The sequence below is a fragment of the Terribium retamae genome (assembly GCF_022347545.1).
Classification (GTDB): domain Bacteria; phylum Pseudomonadota; class Alphaproteobacteria; order Rhizobiales; family Rhizobiaceae; genus Mesorhizobium; species Mesorhizobium retamae.
Genome location: NZ_JAKREW010000064.1, coordinates 1 through 18,758, shown reverse-complemented (window position 1 = coordinate 18,758; position 18,758 = coordinate 1). Strand labels below are relative to the sequence as shown.

Below are 18,758 nucleotides of genomic sequence, written 5' to 3'. Positions count from 1 at the left end.
CCGCCCCCGGCGCGCGCGCCCTCCCCCCCCCCCCCCCCCCCCCCCGCCGCCCCCCCCGCCCCCCCCCCCCCCCCCCCGGTCCTGAAAGGGACGTTGTGGAAACCTCTTTCCTGAGGGCCGAAATCCGGCTTTCAGGAAACGGGTTTTCAACCGTTCTGGCCCGGCGCCGCAAGGCAGGGGCACCCGAAGGGACCGCCAGGCGGAGGCGGTCGAGAATTGCAAGGCAGGTCGAGGCGAATGCCTGCCCCAAGAGCTAGCCAAGGAGCGACGATGGCCCAGACGCAGACTTTCAATGGCCGCAGACGCGTACGCAAGTTCTTCGGAAAGATCCCGGAAGTTGCGGAGATGCCGAACCTGATCGAGGTTCAGAAGGCATCTTATGATCAGTTCCTGATGGTGGACGAGCCTGAAGGCGGTCGTCCGGACGAAGGGCTGCAGGCCGTTTTCAAGTCGGTGTTCCCGATTTCTGACTTCTCCGGCTCTTCGATGCTGGAGTTCGTGAAGTATGAATTTGAAGCGCCGAAGTTCGACGTTGACGAGTGCCGTCAGCGCGACCTGACCTATGCTGCGCCGCTCAAGGTGACGCTGCGCCTCATCGTGTTCGATATCGACGAGGACACCGGCTCGAAGTCCATCAAGGACATCAAGGAGCAGGACGTCTACATGGGCGACATGCCGCTCATGACCATGAACGGCACCTTCATCGTCAACGGCACCGAGCGCGTCATCGTCTCGCAGATGCACCGTTCCCCAGGCGTCTTCTTCGACCACGACAAGGGCAAGTCGCACTCGTCGGGCAAGCTGCTGTTCGCGGCCCGTGTCATCCCTTATCGCGGCTCGTGGCTGGACATCGAGTTCGACTCGAAGGACGTCGTGCACGCCCGCATCGACCGCCGCCGCAAGATCCCGGTGACCTCGCTGCTGATGGCGCTGGGCATGGACGGCGAAGAGATCCTGTCGACCTTCTACAACAAGATCACCTATAAGCGCGCTGGCGACCATTGGCGTATCCCGTTCAATGTCGACCGCTTCAAGGGCCTGAAGGCCGTCAACGATCTTGTTGACGCCGACACCGGCGAAATCGTCGTGGAGGCCGGCAAGAAGATAACCGCCCGCCAGGCGCGTCAGCTTGCCGAAAAGGGCCTGAAGGCGATCAAGGCGACCGACGAGGACCTGCTCGGCAATTACCTCGCCGAGGACATCGTCAACTATGCAACCGGCGAGATTTTCCTCGAGGCCGGCGACGAGATCGACGACAAGACCCTCAAGGTTCTGCTCGGTACGGGCGAGACCGAGATCCAGATCCTGGACATCGATCACGTCAATGTCGGTGCCTACATCCGCAACACCCTGGCCGCCGACAAGAACGAAAGCCGCCAGGACGCGCTGTTCGACATCTACCGTGTCATGCGTCCGGGCGAGCCGCCGACGCTCGAGACGGCCGAAGCCATGTTCAACTCGCTGTTCTTCGACAGCGAGCGCTACGACCTGTCGGCCGTTGGCCGCGTCAAGATGAACATGCGTCTGGAACTCGACGCCGAGGACACCGTGCGCGTTCTGCGCAAGGACGACATCCTCGCCGTCGTCAAGACGCTGGTCGAACTGCGCGACGGCAAGGGTGAGATCGACGACATCGACAATCTCGGCAACCGCCGCGTGCGTTCGGTCGGCGAACTGATGGAGAACCAGTACCGCGTCGGCCTGCTGCGCATGGAGCGCGCGATCAAGGAACGCATGTCCTCGATCGAGATCGACACGGTCATGCCGCAGGACCTGATCAACGCCAAGCCTGCGGCTGCCGCGGTGCGCGAGTTCTTCGGTTCCTCGCAGCTGTCGCAGTTCATGGATCAGACCAACCCGCTCTCCGAGATCACGCACAAGCGTCGTCTCTCGGCGCTTGGACCTGGCGGTCTGACCCGCGAGCGCGCCGGCTTCGAAGTCCGCGACGTGCACCCGACGCATTACGGCCGTATCTGCCCGATCGAAACGCCGGAAGGCCCGAACATCGGTCTGATCAACTCGCTGGCCACTTTTGCCCGCGTCAACAAGTACGGCTTCATCGAAAGCCCGTACCGAAAGATCGTTGACGGCAGGCTGACCGACGAGGTCGTCTATCTGTCGGCCATGGAAGAGGCCAAGCACTATGTTGCGCAGGCCAACGCCGAGCTCGACAAGGAAGGCCGTTTCGTCGACGAATTCGTCATCTGCCGTAACGCCGGCGAGGTGATGATGGCGCCGCGCGAAAACGTCGACCTGATGGACGTGTCGCCGAAGCAGATGGTGTCGGTTGCCGCCGCGCTCATCCCGTTCCTCGAGAACGACGACGCCAACCGCGCGCTGATGGGTTCGAACATGCAGCGTCAGGCTGTGCCGCTGGTTCGTGCCGAGGCTCCGTTCGTCGGTACCGGCATGGAGCCGATCGTGGCTCGTGACTCCGGCGCTGCCATCGCGGCTCGCCGCACCGGCATCGTCGACCAGGTGGACGCGACCCGTATCGTTATCCGCGCTACAGAAGATCTCGATCCGGGCAAGTCCGGCGTCGACATCTACCGGCTGATGAAGTTCCAGCGCTCGAACCAGTCGACCTGCATCAACCAGCGTCCGCTGGTGAAGGTGGGCGACCGCATCGAGAAGGGCGACATCATCGCTGACGGTCCTTCGACCGATCTCGGCGATCTGGCGCTCGGCCGCAACGTGCTCGTCGCGTTCATGCCGTGGAACGGCTACAACTACGAGGACTCGATCCTCCTGTCCGAACGCATCGTCGCCGATGACGTCTTCACCTCGATCCACATCGAGGAGTTCGAGGTCATGGCGCGCGATACCAAGCTCGGGCCTGAGGAAATCACCCGCGACATTCCGAACGTCTCGGAAGAAGCGCTGAAGAACCTCGACGAAGCCGGTATCGTCTACATCGGTGCGGAAGTGCAGCCGGGCGACATCCTGGTCGGCAAGATCACGCCGAAGGGCGAAAGCCCGATGACCCCGGAAGAGAAGCTTCTGCGGGCGATCTTCGGTGAAAAGGCGTCCGACGTTCGTGACACCTCCATGCGCATGCCGCCCGGAACCTTCGGCACCGTCGTCGAAGTGCGCGTCTTCAACCGCCACGGCGTTGAGAAGGATGAGCGCGCCATGGCGATCGAGCGCGAGGAGATCGAGCGCCTGGCCAAGGACCGCGACGACGAACAGGCGATTCTGGATCGCAACGTCTACGCACGTCTTTCCGATGTGCTCATCGGCAAGGAGGCTATCGCCGGGCCGAAGGGCTTCAAGAAGGGCTCGACGCTGACCAAGGAGACGCTGGACGACTATCCGCGTTCGCAGTGGTGGCAGTTCGCCGTGGAGAACGAGAAGCTCCAGAGCGAACTGGAAGCCCTGCGCGGCCAGTACGACGACTCCAAGAAGGCGCTCGAGCAGCGCTTCATGGACAAGGTCGAGAAGGTGCAGCGCGGCGACGAGATGCCTCCGGGCGTCATGAAGATGGTCAAGGTCTTCGTGGCTGTGAAGCGCAAGATGCAGCCGGGCGACAAGATGGCCGGCCGTCACGGCAACAAGGGCGTGGTTTCGCGCATCGTTCCGGTCGAGGACATGCCGTTCCTCGAGGACGGCACGCATGCCGATATCGTGCTCAACCCGCTGGGCGTGCCTTCGCGCATGAACGTCGGCCAGATCCTGGAGACGCACCTTGGTTGGGCTTGCGCCGGCATGGGCAGGAAGATCGGCGAGCTGATCGAGGCCTATAAGGGCGGTGGCGACATCAAGCCGCTGCGCGAGACGATCGAGCAGATCATCCCGGCCAACGACCGCAACGAGCCGGTCCGCGAGTATGACGACGAGTCCATCGTTCGCCTCGGCGAGCAGATGAAGCGCGGCGTCTCCATCGCGACCCCGGTGTTCGACGGTGCGCACGAGGTCAACATCAACGAGATGCTGGAGCAGGCTGGCCTGCACACTTCCGGTCAGTCTCAGTTGTATGATGGCCGCACGGGTGAGCCGTTCGACCGCAAGGTGACCATGGGCTACATCTACATGCTCAAGCTTCACCACCTGGTCGACGACAAGATCCATGCCCGTTCGATCGGCCCGTACTCGCTCGTTACCCAGCAGCCGCTGGGCGGCAAGGCGCAGTTCGGCGGTCAGCGCTTCGGCGAAATGGAAGTCTGGGCTCTGGAAGCTTACGGCGCCGCCTACACGCTGCAGGAAATGCTGACCGTGAAGTCGGATGACGTGGCTGGCCGTACCAAGGTCTACGAAGCGATCGTCCGTGGCGACGATACCTTCGAAGCGGGCATTCCTGAGAGCTTCAACGTTCTCGTCAAGGAAATGCGCTCGTTGGGCCTCAACGTCGAGCTCGAGAACACCAAGGTCGAAAACGGGCAGCAGAGCCTGCCCGACGCGGCCGAGTAAGACGGCATATCGCGGGCGCGGAAACGCCGCGCCCGCCTGAGATTTTCCGGCTCAAGCCGGGTTTCGCGAGCGGTGGCTCGCAGTCACATGCAAAGGGGTTTTCGAGGACCCCGAAAAGGAGAATGGCATGAACCAAGAGGTCATGAATCTCTTCAATCCGCAGGCGCCCGCGCAGGTGTTCGATTCCATTCGCATCTCGCTGGCGTCGCCTGACAAGATTCTGTCCTGGTCGTTCGGTGAGATCAAGAAGCCGGAGACGATCAATTACCGCACGTTCAAGCCCGAGCGTGACGGCCTGTTCTGCGCGCGCATTTTCGGTCCGATCAAGGACTACGAATGCCTGTGCGGCAAGTACAAGCGCATGAAGTACAAGGGCGTCATCTGCGAAAAGTGCGGCGTGGAAGTCACGCTGTCGCGTGTTCGCCGCGAGCGCATGGGCCACATCGAGCTCGCCGCTCCGGTTGCGCACATCTGGTTCCTGAAGTCGCTTCCGTCGCGTATCGGCACGCTGCTCGACATGACGCTGAAGGATATCGAGCGCGTCCTCTACTTCGAAAACTACATCGTTACCGAGCCTGGCCTCACCGCGCTGAAGGAGCATCAACTGCTCAGCGAGGAAGAGTACATGATCGCCGTCGACGAATATGGCGAGGACTCGTTCACCGCCATGATCGGCGCCGAGGCGATCCATGACCTGCTGGCCGGTATGGAACTGGAGAAGATCGCCGGCGATCTGCGTTCGGAACTCGCTTCCACGACGTCGGAGCTGAAGCAGAAGAAGCTCTTGAAGCGCCTCAAGGTGGTCGAGAACTTCATGGAATCCGGCAATCGCCCGGAATGGATGATCATGAAGGTCGTCCCGGTCATCCCGCCGGACCTGCGTCCGCTGGTTCCGCTGGATGGCGGCCGCTTCGCGACGTCCGATCTGAACGATCTCTATCGCCGCGTCATCAACCGTAACAACCGTCTGAAGCGCCTCATCGAGCTGCGCGCGCCCGGCATCATCGTGCGCAATGAAAAGCGCATGCTGCAGGAAGCCGTAGACGCTCTGTTCGACAATGGCCGTCGTGGCCGCGTTATCACCGGTGCCAACAAGCGTCCGCTGAAGTCGCTGTCCGACATGCTCAAGGGCAAGCAGGGCCGCTTCCGCCAGAACCTGCTCGGCAAGCGTGTCGACTATTCCGGTCGGTCGGTCATCGTGACCGGTCCGGAACTGAAGCTGCATCAGTGCGGCCTGCCGAAGAAGATGGCGCTTGAGCTGTTCAAGCCCTTCATCTACGCCCGCCTCGACGCCAAGGGTTACTCCTCGACCGTCAAGCAGGCGAAGAAGCTGGTCGAGAAGGAGCGTCCGGAAGTCTGGGATATCCTGGACGAGGTCATCCGCGAGCATCCGGTTCTGCTCAACCGCGCTCCGACGCTGCACCGCCTCGGCATCCAGGCGTTCGAGCCCACCCTGATCGAAGGCAAGGCGATCCAGCTGCATCCGCTGGTCTGCACGGCCTTCAACGCCGACTTCGATGGCGACCAGATGGCGGTCCATGTGCCGCTGTCGCTGGAAGCGCAGCTCGAAGCCCGCGTGCTGATGATGTCGACCAACAACATCCTGCACCCGGCCTCCGGCGCGCCGATCATCGTGCCGTCGCAGGACATGGTTCTGGGTCTCTACTATCTCTCGATCGTCAACCAGAACGAGCCGGGAGAGGGCATGGCGTTCGCCGACATGGGCGAATTGCAACATGCGCTGGAAACCAAGGCTGTCACCCTGCACGCCAAGATCAAGGGCCGTTTCCGGACCGTTGATGCGGAAGGCAACGTCGTGTCGAAGATTTACGACACCACGCCCGGCCGCATGATCCTCGGCGAACTGCTGCCGAAGAACGTCAACGTGCCGTTCGAGACCGCCAACCAGGAGATGACCAAGAAGAACATCTCCAAGATGATCGACACCGTCTATCGCCACTGCGGTCAGAAAGAGACGGTCATCTTCTGCGATCGTATCATGGCCCTCGGCTTCGCTCATGCGTGCCGCGCCGGCATTTCGTTCGGCAAGGACGACATGCTGATCCCGGACACCAAGGAGAAGCTGGTTGCCGAAACCGAGGCTTTGGCCAAGGAATACGAGCAGCAGTACAATGACGGTCTGATCACCCAGGGCGAGAAGTACAACAAGGTCGTCGACGCCTGGGCCAAGTGTTCGGAAAAGGTCGCCGACGAAATGATGGGCCGCATCAAGGCGGTCGAGTTCGACCCGAATGGCCGTCAGAAGCCGATGAACTCGATCTACATGATGTCTCATTCGGGTGCGCGTGGTTCGCCCACCCAGATGCGCCAGCTCGCCGGTATGCGCGGCCTGATGGCCAAGCCGTCGGGTGAAATCATCGAGACGCCGATCATCTCGAACTTCAAGGAAGGCCTCACCGTTCTGGAGTATTTCAACTCCACGCACGGTGCCCGTAAGGGTCTGGCCGACACCGCTCTGAAGACCGCGAACTCGGGTTACCTGACCCGTCGTCTGGTCGACGTGGCGCAGGACTGCATCGTCAACTCCGTGGATTGCGGCACCGACAAGGGCCTCACCATGCAGCCGATCGTCGATGCGGGCCAGATCGTCGCTTCCATCGGCCAGCGTGTTCTGGGCCGTACGGCGCTCGACGACATCAACCATCCGGTCACCGGCGATCTGCTGGTCAAGGCCGGCAGACTGATGGACGAGCGCGACGTCGAGCTCATCGAAAAGGCTGGCGTGCAGTCGGTGCGTATCCGTTCGGCGCTGACCTGTGAGGTTCGCACCGGCGTCTGCGCGGTCTGCTACGGTCGCGATCTTGCGCGCGGTACCCCGGTCAACCAGGGCGAGGCTGTCGGCGTTATCGCCGCGCAGTCGATCGGCGAGCCGGGCACCCAGCTCACCATGCGTACCTTCCACATGGGCGGTACCGCTCAGGTGGTGGACTCCTCCTATCTCGAGGCGTCCTATGAAGGCACGGTGTCGATCCGTAACCGCTCCGTGGTTCGCAATTCCGACGGTCATCTCGTGGTGATGGGCCGCAACATGGCGATCCTGATCCTCGACGAGACCGGCAAGGAGCGCGCCACGCACCGCGTCACCTACGGTTCGCGCATCTATGTGGACGACGGCGACAAGGTGAAGCGCGGCCAGCGTATCGCCGAGTGGGATCCGTACACTCGTCCGATCCTCACCGAAATCGAGGGTCGCGTGGCGTTCGAGGACTTGGTCGACGGCATTTCCGTTCAGGAAACCGCCGACGAGTCTACGGGCATCACCAAGCGCGAGGTCATCGACTGGCGGTCCACGCCGCGCGGCTCGGACCTCAAGCCGGCGATCGTCGTCCAGGATGCCAAGGGCAAGGTCGGCAAGCTGTCGAAGGGCGGCGATGCCCGCTTCCTGCTCTCGGTCGAGGCAATCCTCTCGGTCGAGCCGGGTGCTTCGGTCAAGCCGGGCGACGTGCTTGCTCGTATCCCGATGGAAAGCGCCAAGACCAAGGACATCACCGGTGGTCTGCCGCGCGTGGCCGAACTGTTCGAGGCTCGTCGTCCGAAGGATCACGCCATCATCGCCGAGATCGATGGTACGGTCCGCTTCGGTCGCGACTACAAGAACAAGCGCCGCATCATCATCGAGCCGCATGACTCGACGCTGGAGCCGGTCGAATACCTGATCCCGAAGGGCAAGCCGTTCCACCTCCAGGACGGCGACGTCATCGAGAAGGGCGACTACATCCTCGACGGCAATCCGGCGCCGCACGACATCTTGGCGATCAAGGGCGTGGAGGCTCTGGCTTCCTATCTCGTCAACGAAATCCAGGAAGTCTACCGGTTGCAGGGCGTGTCGATCAACGACAAGCACATCGAGGTGATCGTTCGTCAGATGCTGCAGAAGGTGGAGATCACCGAGCAGGGCGACTCGACCTACATCCCGGGCGACCATGTCGACGTGATCGAGCTGGACGAGATCAACGAACGCCTGATCGAAGAAGGCAAGAAGCCGGCGGCCGGCCAGCCGGTCCTGCTCGGCATCACCAAGGCCTCGTTGCAGACGCCGTCCTTCATCTCGGCCGCCTCCTTCCAGGAGACGACCCGCGTGCTGACGGAAGCTGCCGTTGCCGGCAAGACCGACATGCTGCAGGGCCTGAAGGAAAACGTCATCGTCGGCCGGCTGATCCCGGCCGGTACCGGTGGCCAGATGAGCCAGATCCGTCGCATTGCGACGCATCGCGACGAACTCATCCTCGACGAGCGTCGCAAGACGTCCGGCGTGGAAGTGGCCGAGCCGATGCTGACCGACATGGTCAGCGCCGCCCAGTAAGCGGCCGACAAACGAACAGAAAAGGGGCCTTCGTCGGCCCCTTTTTTCTTTTTGAGGATATGACTGGGTGAACTGAAAAATGGTGTTGGTGCACCGCATCGGTTATGGACCGGGACTTGGTTCCTTGCGAGATCGCTATGAAATTTATAGCGTTTGCCATTCCACTCAGCCTTGCAACGACTGTTCAGGTCCCTGCCGGTGATCGGACGCCCTACGCCAATGTCCGCTACAATTATTGGATCGATCTGCCGGAGGATTTCTCGGCCATCGTCGAATCCGCGAATGGCGACGGGGGCACGTCGCAATCGGTGGATGGACAAGCCAAGCTCGCCGTCTGGGGCAGCTATCCGAGCGAGGGCGGCTTTGCGCAAGAGGTGAAATGGCGCATCGGCCAAGAGGAGACTGCGGGCTGGTCGGTCGACTACGTGCGCCGGAAACCTAAATGGGCGGTATGGTCGGGTTCGAAGGGCGATCGTGTCTATTACGAACGGGCCATCCCTGTCTGTGGCGGTGCAGTCGCTTATTTTCGCCTCGAATACGACAAAGCACGGGCGAAAGCGTTCGATCCTGTCATCACCCGTCTGGTTAAATCGTTGCGCAGCGGAGATTGCTGAAGCCTAGCCTAACCCATCGCGCGTCTGATGGTTTTCGACAGTCGGTTGAGAAACTTCGGTCGCGATGTTGCCACCAGTTTCCAGGAAAGCACCGCTCTCGCCTGTTTTTGCGGCAGCAGGCCGACTGCCATGAACCATGCTGCCTGTATGGCACGTCTGCGCAATGAATAATGCATGTCGAAACTGGCCGCGGCCCCGGCTGTCGCAAGCCAGAGACGAGAATCGTCCGGCATGGGATGCATGGCTTCGTCGAAACAAAGAGAGGCCAGGCGTTCCTCCAAGTGAAACGGATCGCGGAGTGCCGGATTGCCTTCGAGCTTGAGGCCGATGGATTTCGTTTCCGCAGAAAGCGCGTCCAGCCGATGACGGTCATGCTCGACCCGCCAGCGCGCGCGCTTGGCGAGTTTGCCTCCGAATACCGAGTGGTTGGCCCCGTGAATTCGGTAGGCTCCCAGCGGGCTTTCGAGCGCTTGCACCCGGCCGCGAAGTGGCGCCAGGGTGGCGAGATAACCGTCGGCACCCTGGCGGAATTCTTCCTCCGGTATCGGCATGATCGGCTCGAGTGCCGAACGGGAAAAGGCAAGCCCGCTGGTGACGGTTGTCTGGTAGCGGCCGCGCTGGAGGAGTTTCGGGGTCACATCGCCAGTGTCGAAAGGCCACTCGGGTGGAGGATAAACATCCTTCACTTGCTCCTGCTCATCGACCAGATGCAGCCTGAACTGCAACTGGGCCGTTGAAGCTCGCCATGCTTCGACCACAGATGAGACCGCATCAGGGTAGAGATAATCGTCGGCATCGAGGAAGAATACGATGTCGCCATTGCTGACGGCGAAACCGGTATTGAAGGCGGCGGCGTGTCCGCCATTGCGCGTTCGTATGTGTGGCTGGATTCTGTGGCCATATGACTTGATAACCGCAGGCGACTGATCGGTTGACGCGTCGTCCACAACGATTACCTCAACGTGCGGATAGTCCTGCGCCAGCACACTGCCGATGCTGCGATCGAGAAAACGCGAATAGTTGTAGTTGGAAATGATGATCGACACGGGATCCGGCAACGGTACCTCGTTCCACCCGCCCACTTCAGTTTTTCGTTGCGGGGGAACGTTCCTCCGCCGTTGCCCAGAGCATTTTGTAAGCGGGGCTGCCCGCGCGCGAGACGACCTTAACGGCCATCCCGGCAATGCCGCAACCTCAGCAATGTGATCATTCCATGATCATTTGGTGACGCCGCCGTTTGGACAGGCTTCGCAAGAAACGGAATGCGACAGGTTTCAACGATGCTTAGCCTCTGGAGATCAAGTCGTTCGCGCCGTCAGGCGGCGTGGAGCGCTCCAGCTCAAGGAGGTTGCCATGAATGCCAATGTTCGCATCCGTCAGCAGACCAGCAAAGCCGCCGAGGAACGCGTGGCCGCCTACGACTGGGACGGACTCGGCACCGATCTGGATGCCTATGGCTGCGCTGTGCTCGAAAAGCTGATCTCGCCTGAAGAGTGCGAGTCCATTGCAGGACTCTATCTTCATGAAGAACATTTCCGCAGCCATATCATCATGGCCCGCCATGGTTTCGGCAAAGGCGAGTATCGTTATTTCAAATACCCGCTACCGGATCTGATCGGCGGTCTGCGTACCGCGCTCTATCCGCATCTGGCGACTGTCGCCAACGCCTGGAGCGAGCGCATGGGGAACGACCAGCGCTATCCGGCGACGCACCGAGACTATCTCGAGCTTTGCCATGAAGCGGGCCAGACGCGGCCGACGCCGCTTCTGCTCCAGTATAGGGAGGGGGACTTCAATTGCCTCCACCAGGACCTCTACGGTGATCTCGCTTTTCCGATCCAGGTTGCGGTGCTGCTTTCAGAACCCGGTCGCGATTTCACCGGCGGCGAGTTCGTTCTGACCGAACAGCGTCCGCGGATGCAGAGCCGCGCGGAGGTCGTGCCGTTGCGACAGGGGGACGCTGTCGCTTTTGCCGTTCATAACAGACCGGTGCAAGGCACGAAGGGAAACTATCGCGTCAGTCTGCGTCATGGCGTGAGCAGAATTCGCTCTGGCCATCGCCACACGGTGGGCATCATCTTCCACGACGCACGTTGACCCCGTCTTTCCTGTGAGCTTCGCGACACTCCTGACACGAAAAGAGACGCAAAGCAGGTAGGCTGTCGATCGACGCGGAAGTCCCGAGGGATCCATGACATGTGGGAGCAGCAAACAGGTTGAGTTGATCTCGGGGACGGTCGCCACTCCGATCGGCCCGCTGGTGGTCATAGAGGACGAAGCTGACGCGCTTTTCATGGTCGAGTTCGCCGATTGCGAGCACCGCATGGAAAGGTGGCTACAGCATCGGCTCGCTTCTGGCCGCTACCGGTTGCGGACGGGAACGATCTCATCCAGCGCACGGGAAACTTTCGCCGCCTATTTCGACGGCACGGTCGACATCCTTAGCAGCCTGCCCGTCCGGTTCGACGGCACGTCGTTCCAGAACGAGATGTGGACGGCATTGCGGGAGGTGCTGCCTGGCGAAACGCTTGCCTATGGCGTCTTTGCGGAAAGGCTCGGCAGGCCGAATGCCGCGCGCGCCGTCGGCCACGCAAACGGCTCCAACCCGCTTTCCATCGTCGTACCGTGCCATCGACTGGTCGGCGCCAATGGTGCGCTCACCAACTATGGCGGTGGGCTGCAGCGCAAGCGCTGGCTGCTCGATCACGAGGCGCGCCACGCCAATCAGTGAGCCCAACTCCCACCGCGCGACGGTATCGCATCGCATTCGGCTGGCTGTGCAGCGGTGAGCGAGGCGGTTTGACATCCCTTGCCGCTGCTTCATACTCAATCCGGGGATGAAGGGTGGGTCCGAAGTTTGATCCGTGATCGGAGCGCCGACGGATCATGCGCGCAACGAGGATGCTGCGTTCTGCTCGGCCCTGATGGTCGCGGTGCCGCAGCGAGGAGGGACCGATGACCGATGCAACCTTGAAATCAGGCAATACAGACGCGGTGGAGCCCAGCCTCCATCGCGTGATGGGGCCGTGGCTGCTGCTGTTGTTCATTGTCGGCGATATTCTGGGTACCGGCATCTACGCCCTGACAGGGCAGGTCGCCAAGCAGGTTGGTGGCGTGGTGTGGCTGCCATTCCTGGTCGCCTTTACTGTCGCCGTGATCACTGCTTTCAGCTATCTGGAACTGGTCACGAAGTATCCTCGGGCCGCTGGCGCCGCCCTCTACACGCACAAGGCGTTCGGCATCCACTTCGTCACCTTCATCGTGGCCTTCGCGGTGATGTGCTCGGGCATCACTTCCGCCTCGACCGCTTCGCGCGCTTTCGCGGTCAACTTCTCTTCCGCCTTTGGCCTCGGCCTGGAAAGTGGCACGGGTGTGATCCTGCTCGGCCTGGCTTTCATGGCAATCGTCGCGGCGGTGAATTTCCGCGGCGTCGGCGAGAGCGTGAAACTCAATGTGGTTCTTACCTGTGTCGAACTCACCGGTCTGCTCATCGTCATTGTGATCGGCCTGTGGGCAATCGGCATGGGACAGGGCGATGTCTCGCGCGTCACCCAATTCCACACGCCTGAAGGTGTCAGTGCATTCTGGCCCGTGATCGCTGCCACCACGCTCGCCTTCTTCGCGATGGTGGGTTTCGAGGATTCGGTGAACATGGCCGAGGAGACGAAGGAGCCGACCAAGATCTTCCCGAAGATTCTGCTTGCCGGCTTGCTGATCACCGGCTTGATCTATGTGCTGGTTTCGGTTTCCGCTGTCACGCTCGTCGAGCCGGCGCAACTCGGCGAAGGCGAAGCGCCATTGCTCAAAGTGGTATCGACCGGTGCGCCGGCCTTCCCGATCTGGATCTTCGCGTTCATCACCATGTTCGCAGTTGCCAATTCGGCGTTGATCAACATGCTGATGGCGAGCCGCCTGGTTTACGGCATGAGCCGCGAGCACGTTCTGCCCCCGGTGCTCGGCAAGGTTCATGCAAGCCGCAAGACACCTTATATCGCCATCATATTCACGACATTGCTGGCCTTTGGCCTCATCACTTTCGTCGGCTCGGTGCCGCAACTTGGTGGCACGACGGCACTACTGCTGCTTTGCGTGTTCACCATCGTCAATGTCGCCGTATTGGTGCTGCGCAAGGACAAGGTCGACCACGATCATTTCACCGCACCCACCATCCTGCCGGTGATTGGCGCCATTGCCTGCGGTTTCCTGACGGGCCCTTGGACCGGCCGCAATCCCGATCAATACAAGATCGCCGGCGTGCTTCTGGCGATCGGCGTGGTGTTGTGGGTGGTGACCGTTTTCATCAACCGTGCCACCGGCGTGAAGCCGGAAGCCCCGACGGTGGGCGAGGGGGGCATGCCGGGCCCCGTCAACTGATCACGGGCCCGACCGCGGAGCGATCGGGGTGGTCTGGAGATTGTAAAAAACCGGCAGGTGGAATCGCCTGCCGGTTTTCGCTGTTCGGGTGGGGCGGGCTTAGTCGAAGAATGCTTCGACGACGTTGCGCTTGCCCAGCATGAAGGCATCCGCCACATGCTGCAGCGGGGTGAGATCGACGTCGGATTTCCGCTCACGCACCAGTTCGGCAAAACGACGATAGAGCATCGGATACTCCGCTTCCGGTCCTTCATGCAGCGTCTTGCCGTCGACGGTGAGCTTGGTGCCGCCACCCGACAGAACCATCGCACCTTTGTCCGTCTCGGCCAGGATATCCCAGCTTTGCGGTCCGGTCTGGCGCCAGTCGAAATCGACGGCGACCGGAATGCCATCCGCGCTGCGGAAGCTCACTTGGGCAGCGATCGGCGCGTCGCGATTTTCCGGGAAATCCAGAGTTGCAGCGGTAATGAACATCGGCGGCAGGATATGGGTCGCGATCGACAGCGCATTGATACCGGGATCGAAGACACCGAATCCGCCAGGTTGCCATATCCACGCCTGGTTCGGATGCCAACGGCGCACGTCTTCCTTCCAGTTGATCCCGGCCGTTTTGATCTGCGCCGCCGCAAGGAAGGCCCGCGCCGCTTCCACTGCCGGTGCATAGCGCGAGTGCCATGAAGCGAAGAGCGACAAGCCCTTTTCCGCAGCGAGCGTCTTTAACTGCTCGACTTCGCTGACCGTCGCGCCGGGCGGCTTTTCCAGAAAAACGTGTTTGCCTGCGAGGATCGCTGCCCGCGCCGCATCATGGCGGAACTGCGGTGGCATGCACAGCGATACCGCCTCGATCTCAGGCCCGGCTTGCAGGAGCGTTTCGATGTCCCGGAAATTCGGAATGCCGTCTACCGTCCCATGCGGACTTGCTGCCGCGACGAGCCGGAATTCCTTGTCCTTGGCAAGTGCCGGCAGATGCTGGTCGCGGGCGATCTTGCCGATGCCGACGATGGCGATACGAATGGGCTCAGGCATGAAGGGTGCCTTCTTCTGTGTAGGGATGGAGATATTTAGAGCGGGAAGCGAGTAAGCGAACGGTTTCGGTTCGATCGCATCGCAGTCGGCTAGACAGGTTCGTCGAAGGTGACGATCGAGACTTCGCCTTCCAGCGCGCCTTGATAAGCGGACAGGTGCGGTTCTTCATCCGGTTCACCCTGCATCTCGCCGATCTGGTCGAGTTCGGCTTCCGCATAGCCTTCGGCTGCGAGTGATTCCAGTGCGCGGCGCACCGCGGAATCATCGTCGTGCGCCATCAGCATGACATGAACGCCTTCAGGCTTGCCGTTCTTCTTCTTCCAGACCCGGCCAGTGATGATAATGACCGGACGCGGTTCGTCATTGTCGTTGTGCGGATCCTGCAAGACTGATTCCTTTACATATGCATGCGAATGTCGCGTTTTGCCTCTTTTTGCACGAAGCCCGGCCAGGCAACAGCCGCGGGCCGGTCACTTTCTTCTTCACACGTGCAAAAAGACGCAAGAATATTACATGCGTCTCGCGCATGGCTGTCCCGCCTCGGCAAAGGTTGATTTTCTGGGGCTGCGGGCTTGACGGTTCGCGATGTTGCGAGTAGAAGCCGCGACGTCTGAACCGATGTGAGGTCAGCTTTTCCGAGGCGTCGCGCCTTGGAGTTTGCCTCAAACAGGGTTCGTTTTACGAGCGAATGACATTTCCGTCACGCATGAAGCGGCAACGCTTCCTCTGCTTTTTGTTCGGGCAAGACCGCGAGAGAGCGGTTTCGGCCCGAATTTGCGTATGGAAAGCCGCTTGAAACGGCCCGTAACGGGTTTGCGACACGAGATTGAGAACTAGAAGGAAGGTTTAATGCCTACCGTTAACCAGCTGATCCGCAAGCCGCGCCAGGTGCCGGCAACGCGAAACAAGGTCCCGGCCATGCAGCAGAACCCGCAGAAGCGGGGCGTCTGCACGCGCGTCTATACCACCACGCCGAAGAAGCCGAACTCGGCTCTGCGCAAGGTGGCCAAGATTCGTCTGACCAACGGTTTCGAAGTGATCGGCTATATCCCGGGTGAAGGTCATAACCTTCAGGAGCACTCCGTTGTCATGATCCGTGGCGGCCGCGTGAAAGACCTTCCGGGTGTGCGCTATCACGTCATTCGTGGCGTGCTCGACACCCAGGGCGTCAAGAACCGCAAGCAGCGTCGTTCGAAGTACGGCGCCAAGCGTCCGAAGTAAGGTTTTCCGGCTTCGGCGCTTTTTATTTGTGCGTCGGGCCTGCGAGATTGAGAGACAAGAGCCATGTCCCGTCGTCACAGTGCAGATAAGCGTGAGATCAATCCGGATCCGAAGTTCGGCGATCTGGTGATCACCAAGTTCATGAATGCCGTCATGTATGATGGCAAGAAGTCGGTTGCCGAGACGATCGTCTATGGCGCGCTCGATCAGGTCCAGTCGAAGACCAAGCAGGAGCCGGTCGCCGTGTTCCATCAGGCGCTCGACAATGTCGCTCCGCACGTCGAAGTACGTTCGCGTCGCGTCGGTGGTGCGACCTACCAGGTTCCGGTCGATGTTCGTCCGGAGCGTCGTCAGGCGCTCGCCATCCGTTGGCTGATCAGCGCTGCGCGCAACCGCAACGAGACCACCATGGTCGACCGCCTCTCCGGCGAATTGATGGACGCGGCCAACAACCGCGGCACCGCCGTGAAGAAGCGTGAAGACACCCACAAGATGGCGGAAGCCAACCGCGCTTTCGCGCACTACCGCTGGTAAGCGCGAACGAGACTTGAGAGGCACCTCCCATGGCCCGCGAATATAAAATCGAAGACTACCGCAATTTCGGTATCATGGCGCACATCGACGCCGGCAAGACGACGACGACTGAGCGCGTCCTGTATTACACGGGCAAGTCGCACAAGATCGGCGAAGTCCACGATGGCGCTGCCACCATGGACTGGATGGAGCAGGAGCAGGAACGCGGCATCACCATCACGTCCGCTGCGACCACGACCTTCTGGAAGGGTCGTGATGGCAAGATGCGCCGCTTCAACATCATCGACACCCCCGGCCACGTCGACTTCACCATTGAGGTCGAGCGTTCGCTGCGCGTGCTCGACGGCGCCATCGCGCTGCTCGATGCCAACGCCGGTGTCGAGCCGCAGACCGAGACTGTCTGGCGCCAGGCCGACAAGTACCGCGTTCCGCGCATGATCTTCTGCAACAAGATGGACAAGATCGGCGCCGACTTCTACCGCTCGGTGGAAATGATCGGTTCGCGCCTCGGCGCCCAGGCTGTCGTCATGCAGCTGCCGATCGGCGCCGAATCCGAGTTCAAGGGCGTCGTCGACCTGATCGAGATGAACGCGCTGGTCTGGCGCGATGAATCCCTGGGCGCTGCCTGGGATGTCGTCGAGATCCCGGCTGACCTCAAGGCCAAGGCTGAGGAATTCCGCGAGAAGCTCATCGAAGCCGCCGTCGAAATGGACGACGACGCGATGAACGCCTATCTCGAAGGTAACCTGCCGTCGAATGACCAGCTGCGCGCGCTGATCCGCAAGGGCACGATCGCTGTGAAGTTCTTCCCGATGTTCTGCGGCTCGGCCTTCAAGAACAAGGGTGTGCAGCCGCTGCTCGACGCCGTTGTCGAATATCTGCCGTCGCCGATCGACGTGCCGGCCATCAAGGGCGTTGACGCCAAGACCGATGCTGAGATCGAGCGTCATGCGGACGACAACGAGCCGCTGTCGATGCTCGCTTTCAAGATCATGAACGATCCGTTCGTCGGCTCGCTCACCTTCGCTCGCATCTATTCGGGCAAGCTCACCAAGGGTGCGTCGCTCGACAACACCGTGAAGGGCAAGAAGGAGCGCATCGGCCGCATGCTGCAGATGCACGCCAACTCGCGCGCCGACATTGAAGAGGCCTACGCTGGCGACATCGTCGCTCTGGCCGGCCTGAAGGAAACCACCACCGGCGACACGCTGTGCGATCCGCTGCATCCGGTTATCCTGGAGCGCATGGAATTCCCGGATCCGGTCATCCAGATCGCGATCGAGCCGAAGACCAAGGGCGACCAGGAAAAGATGGGCCTCGCGCTGCATCGCCTGGCTGCCGAAGATCCGTCCTTCCGCGTCAAGACCGACGAGGAATCGGGTCAGACCATCATCGCCGGCATGGGCGAACTCCACCTTGACATCATCGTCGACCGCATGCGTCGCGAGTTCAAGGTCGAGGCGAATGTCGGCGCCCCGCAGGTTGCCTATCGCGAGACGATCACCCGCACCCACGAACAGGACTACACCCACAAGAAGCAGACCGGCGGTACCGGCCAGTTCGCCCGCGTCAAGCTGGTGTTCGAGCCGAATCCGGAAGGCGAGGACTACGTGTTCGAGTCCAAGATCGTCGGCGGTTCGGTTCCGAAGGAATACATCCCGGGTGTCGAGAAGGGCATCGGTTCGGTCATGTCGTCCGGTCCGTTCGCTGGCTTCCCGATGATCGGCGTAAAGGCGACGCTCATCGATGGCGCCTTCCACGACGTCGACTCTTCGGTTCTGGCCTTCGAAATCGCTTCTCGCGCTGCCTTCAAGGAAGCTGCTCCGAAGCTCGGCGTCCAGCTGCTCGAGCCGATCATGAAGGTCGAGGTTGTCACGCCTGAAGACTATGTCGGCAACGTCATCGGCGATTTGAACAGCCGCCGTGGCCAGATCCAGGGTCAGGAGACCCGCGGTATCGCCGTCGTCGTCAACGCGATGGTGCCGCTGGCGAACATGTTCAAGTACGTCGACTCGCTGCGTTCGATGTCGCAGGGCCGCGCCCAGTACACGATGCAGTTCGACCACTACGAGCCGGTTCCGACCGCAGTCGCTCAGGAAGTTCAGAAGAAATACGCGTAATTCCGCGGAATTGCGTAACCAGGTTTAACGCCTTCGGGCATGCAGGAAATGGAGACCTCACATGGCAAAAGGTAAATTCGAGCGTACGAAGCCTCATGTGAACATTGGCACGATTGGTCACGTTGACCATGGCAAGAC

12 protein-coding genes and 1 pseudogene are annotated in these 18,758 nt (G+C 61.1%); 10 read left to right on the top strand and 3 right to left on the bottom strand.

Annotated features, from left to right (window positions below):
* The first annotated feature begins 270 nt into the window (after nt 1–270).
* From rpoB to L4923_RS28615, 3 genes are all read left to right on the top strand, one after another.
* Nucleotides 271–4,407, top strand: a complete 4,137-nt coding sequence (rpoB, locus tag L4923_RS28625) for a DNA-directed RNA polymerase subunit beta (protein WP_239370503.1) — start codon at nt 271–273, stop codon at nt 4,405–4,407.
* A gap of 127 nt (nt 4,408–4,534) precedes the next feature.
* A complete protein-coding gene (gene rpoC / locus L4923_RS28620; RefSeq protein ID WP_239370502.1) occupies nt 4,535–8,731 on the top strand; it encodes a DNA-directed RNA polymerase subunit beta' in 4,197 nt (1,398 codons plus the stop codon).
* 137 nt (nt 8,732–8,868) lie between these two features.
* Nucleotides 8,869–9,345 carry a hypothetical protein gene (locus L4923_RS28615; RefSeq protein WP_239370501.1) on the top strand — a complete coding sequence of 159 codons (477 nt, stop codon included), beginning with the start codon at nt 8,869–8,871 and terminating at the stop codon, nt 9,343–9,345.
* Nucleotides 9,346–9,353: 8 nt separating this feature from the next.
* Here the strand turns inward: L4923_RS28615 and L4923_RS28610 are convergent, their stop codons facing one another.
* Nucleotides 9,354–10,403, bottom strand: coding sequence for a glycosyltransferase family 2 protein (locus L4923_RS28610; protein ID WP_239370504.1), 1,050 nt, complete (start codon nt 10,401–10,403; stop codon nt 9,354–9,356).
* A 295-nt stretch (nt 10,404–10,698) separates the two neighbouring features.
* Between L4923_RS28610 and L4923_RS28605 the strand changes: the two genes are divergently transcribed.
* The 3 genes from L4923_RS28605 to L4923_RS28595 all read left to right on the top strand — a co-directional run bounded on the left by L4923_RS28605 (nt 10,699) and on the right by L4923_RS28595 (nt 13,719).
* Nucleotides 10,699–11,442, top strand: coding sequence for a 2OG-Fe(II) oxygenase (locus tag L4923_RS28605; protein ID WP_239370500.1), 744 nt, complete (start codon nt 10,699–10,701; stop codon nt 11,440–11,442).
* 94 nt (nt 11,443–11,536) lie between these two features.
* Nucleotides 11,537–12,076, top strand: coding sequence for a methylated-DNA--[protein]-cysteine S-methyltransferase (locus tag L4923_RS28600; protein WP_239370499.1), 540 nt, complete (start codon nt 11,537–11,539; stop codon nt 12,074–12,076).
* Nucleotides 12,077–12,300: 224 nt separating this feature from the next.
* Nucleotides 12,301–13,719, top strand: coding sequence for an APC family permease (locus tag L4923_RS28595; protein WP_239370498.1), 1,419 nt, complete (start codon nt 12,301–12,303; stop codon nt 13,717–13,719).
* Between the two features lie 99 nt (nt 13,720–13,818).
* Here the strand turns inward: L4923_RS28595 and L4923_RS28590 are convergent, their stop codons facing one another.
* Both L4923_RS28590 and L4923_RS28585 read right to left on the bottom strand, forming a co-directional pair.
* The gene (locus L4923_RS28590) at nt 13,819–14,745 is read right to left on the bottom strand and encodes a Gfo/Idh/MocA family protein (protein WP_239370497.1); all 927 of its coding nucleotides are present in this window, start codon (nt 14,743–14,745) and stop codon (nt 13,819–13,821) included.
* 89 nt (nt 14,746–14,834) lie between these two features.
* Nucleotides 14,835–15,131, bottom strand: coding sequence for a transcriptional regulator (locus L4923_RS28585; protein ID WP_239370496.1), 297 nt, complete (start codon nt 15,129–15,131; stop codon nt 14,835–14,837).
* A 463-nt stretch (nt 15,132–15,594) separates the two neighbouring features.
* Between L4923_RS28585 and rpsL the strand changes: the two genes are divergently transcribed.
* The 4 genes and pseudogenes from rpsL to L4923_RS28565 all read left to right on the top strand — a co-directional run.
* The gene (rpsL, locus tag L4923_RS28580; protein WP_024927095.1) at nt 15,595–15,966 is read left to right on the top strand and encodes a 30S ribosomal protein S12; all 372 of its coding nucleotides are present in this window, start codon (nt 15,595–15,597) and stop codon (nt 15,964–15,966) included.
* Between the two features lie 63 nt (nt 15,967–16,029).
* On the top strand, nt 16,030–16,500 hold the full coding sequence (gene rpsG / locus L4923_RS28575; RefSeq protein WP_239370495.1) for a 30S ribosomal protein S7: 471 nt from the start codon (nt 16,030–16,032) through the stop codon (nt 16,498–16,500).
* A gap of 29 nt (nt 16,501–16,529) precedes the next feature.
* Entirely contained in the window at nt 16,530–18,620 is a 2,091-nt protein-coding gene (gene fusA, locus L4923_RS28570) for an elongation factor G (RefSeq protein WP_239370494.1), read from the top strand.
* Between the two features lie 61 nt (nt 18,621–18,681).
* A pseudogene (locus L4923_RS28565) lies at nt 18,682–18,758 on the top strand (GTP-binding protein); the annotation flags it as partial.

Coding starts and splice junctions, on each gene's coding strand:
- rpoB (WP_239370503.1), top strand. CDS start 271: ATGGCCCAGACGCAGACTTTCAATGGCCGCAGACGCGTACGCAAGTTC.
- rpoC (WP_239370502.1), top strand. CDS start 4,535: ATGAACCAAGAGGTCATGAATCTCTTCAATCCGCAGGCGCCCGCGCAG.
- L4923_RS28615 (WP_239370501.1), top strand. CDS start 8,869: ATGAAATTTATAGCGTTTGCCATTCCACTCAGCCTTGCAACGACTGTT.
- L4923_RS28605 (WP_239370500.1), top strand. CDS start 10,699: ATGAATGCCAATGTTCGCATCCGTCAGCAGACCAGCAAAGCCGCCGAG.
- L4923_RS28600 (WP_239370499.1), top strand. CDS start 11,537: ATGACATGTGGGAGCAGCAAACAGGTTGAGTTGATCTCGGGGACGGTC.
- L4923_RS28595 (WP_239370498.1), top strand. CDS start 12,301: ATGACCGATGCAACCTTGAAATCAGGCAATACAGACGCGGTGGAGCCC.
- L4923_RS28590 (WP_239370497.1), bottom strand. CDS start 14,745: ATGCCTGAGCCCATTCGTATCGCCATCGTCGGCATCGGCAAGATCGCC.
- rpsL (WP_024927095.1), top strand. CDS start 15,595: ATGCCTACCGTTAACCAGCTGATCCGCAAGCCGCGCCAGGTGCCGGCA.
- rpsG (WP_239370495.1), top strand. CDS start 16,030: ATGTCCCGTCGTCACAGTGCAGATAAGCGTGAGATCAATCCGGATCCG.
- fusA (WP_239370494.1), top strand. CDS start 16,530: ATGGCCCGCGAATATAAAATCGAAGACTACCGCAATTTCGGTATCATG.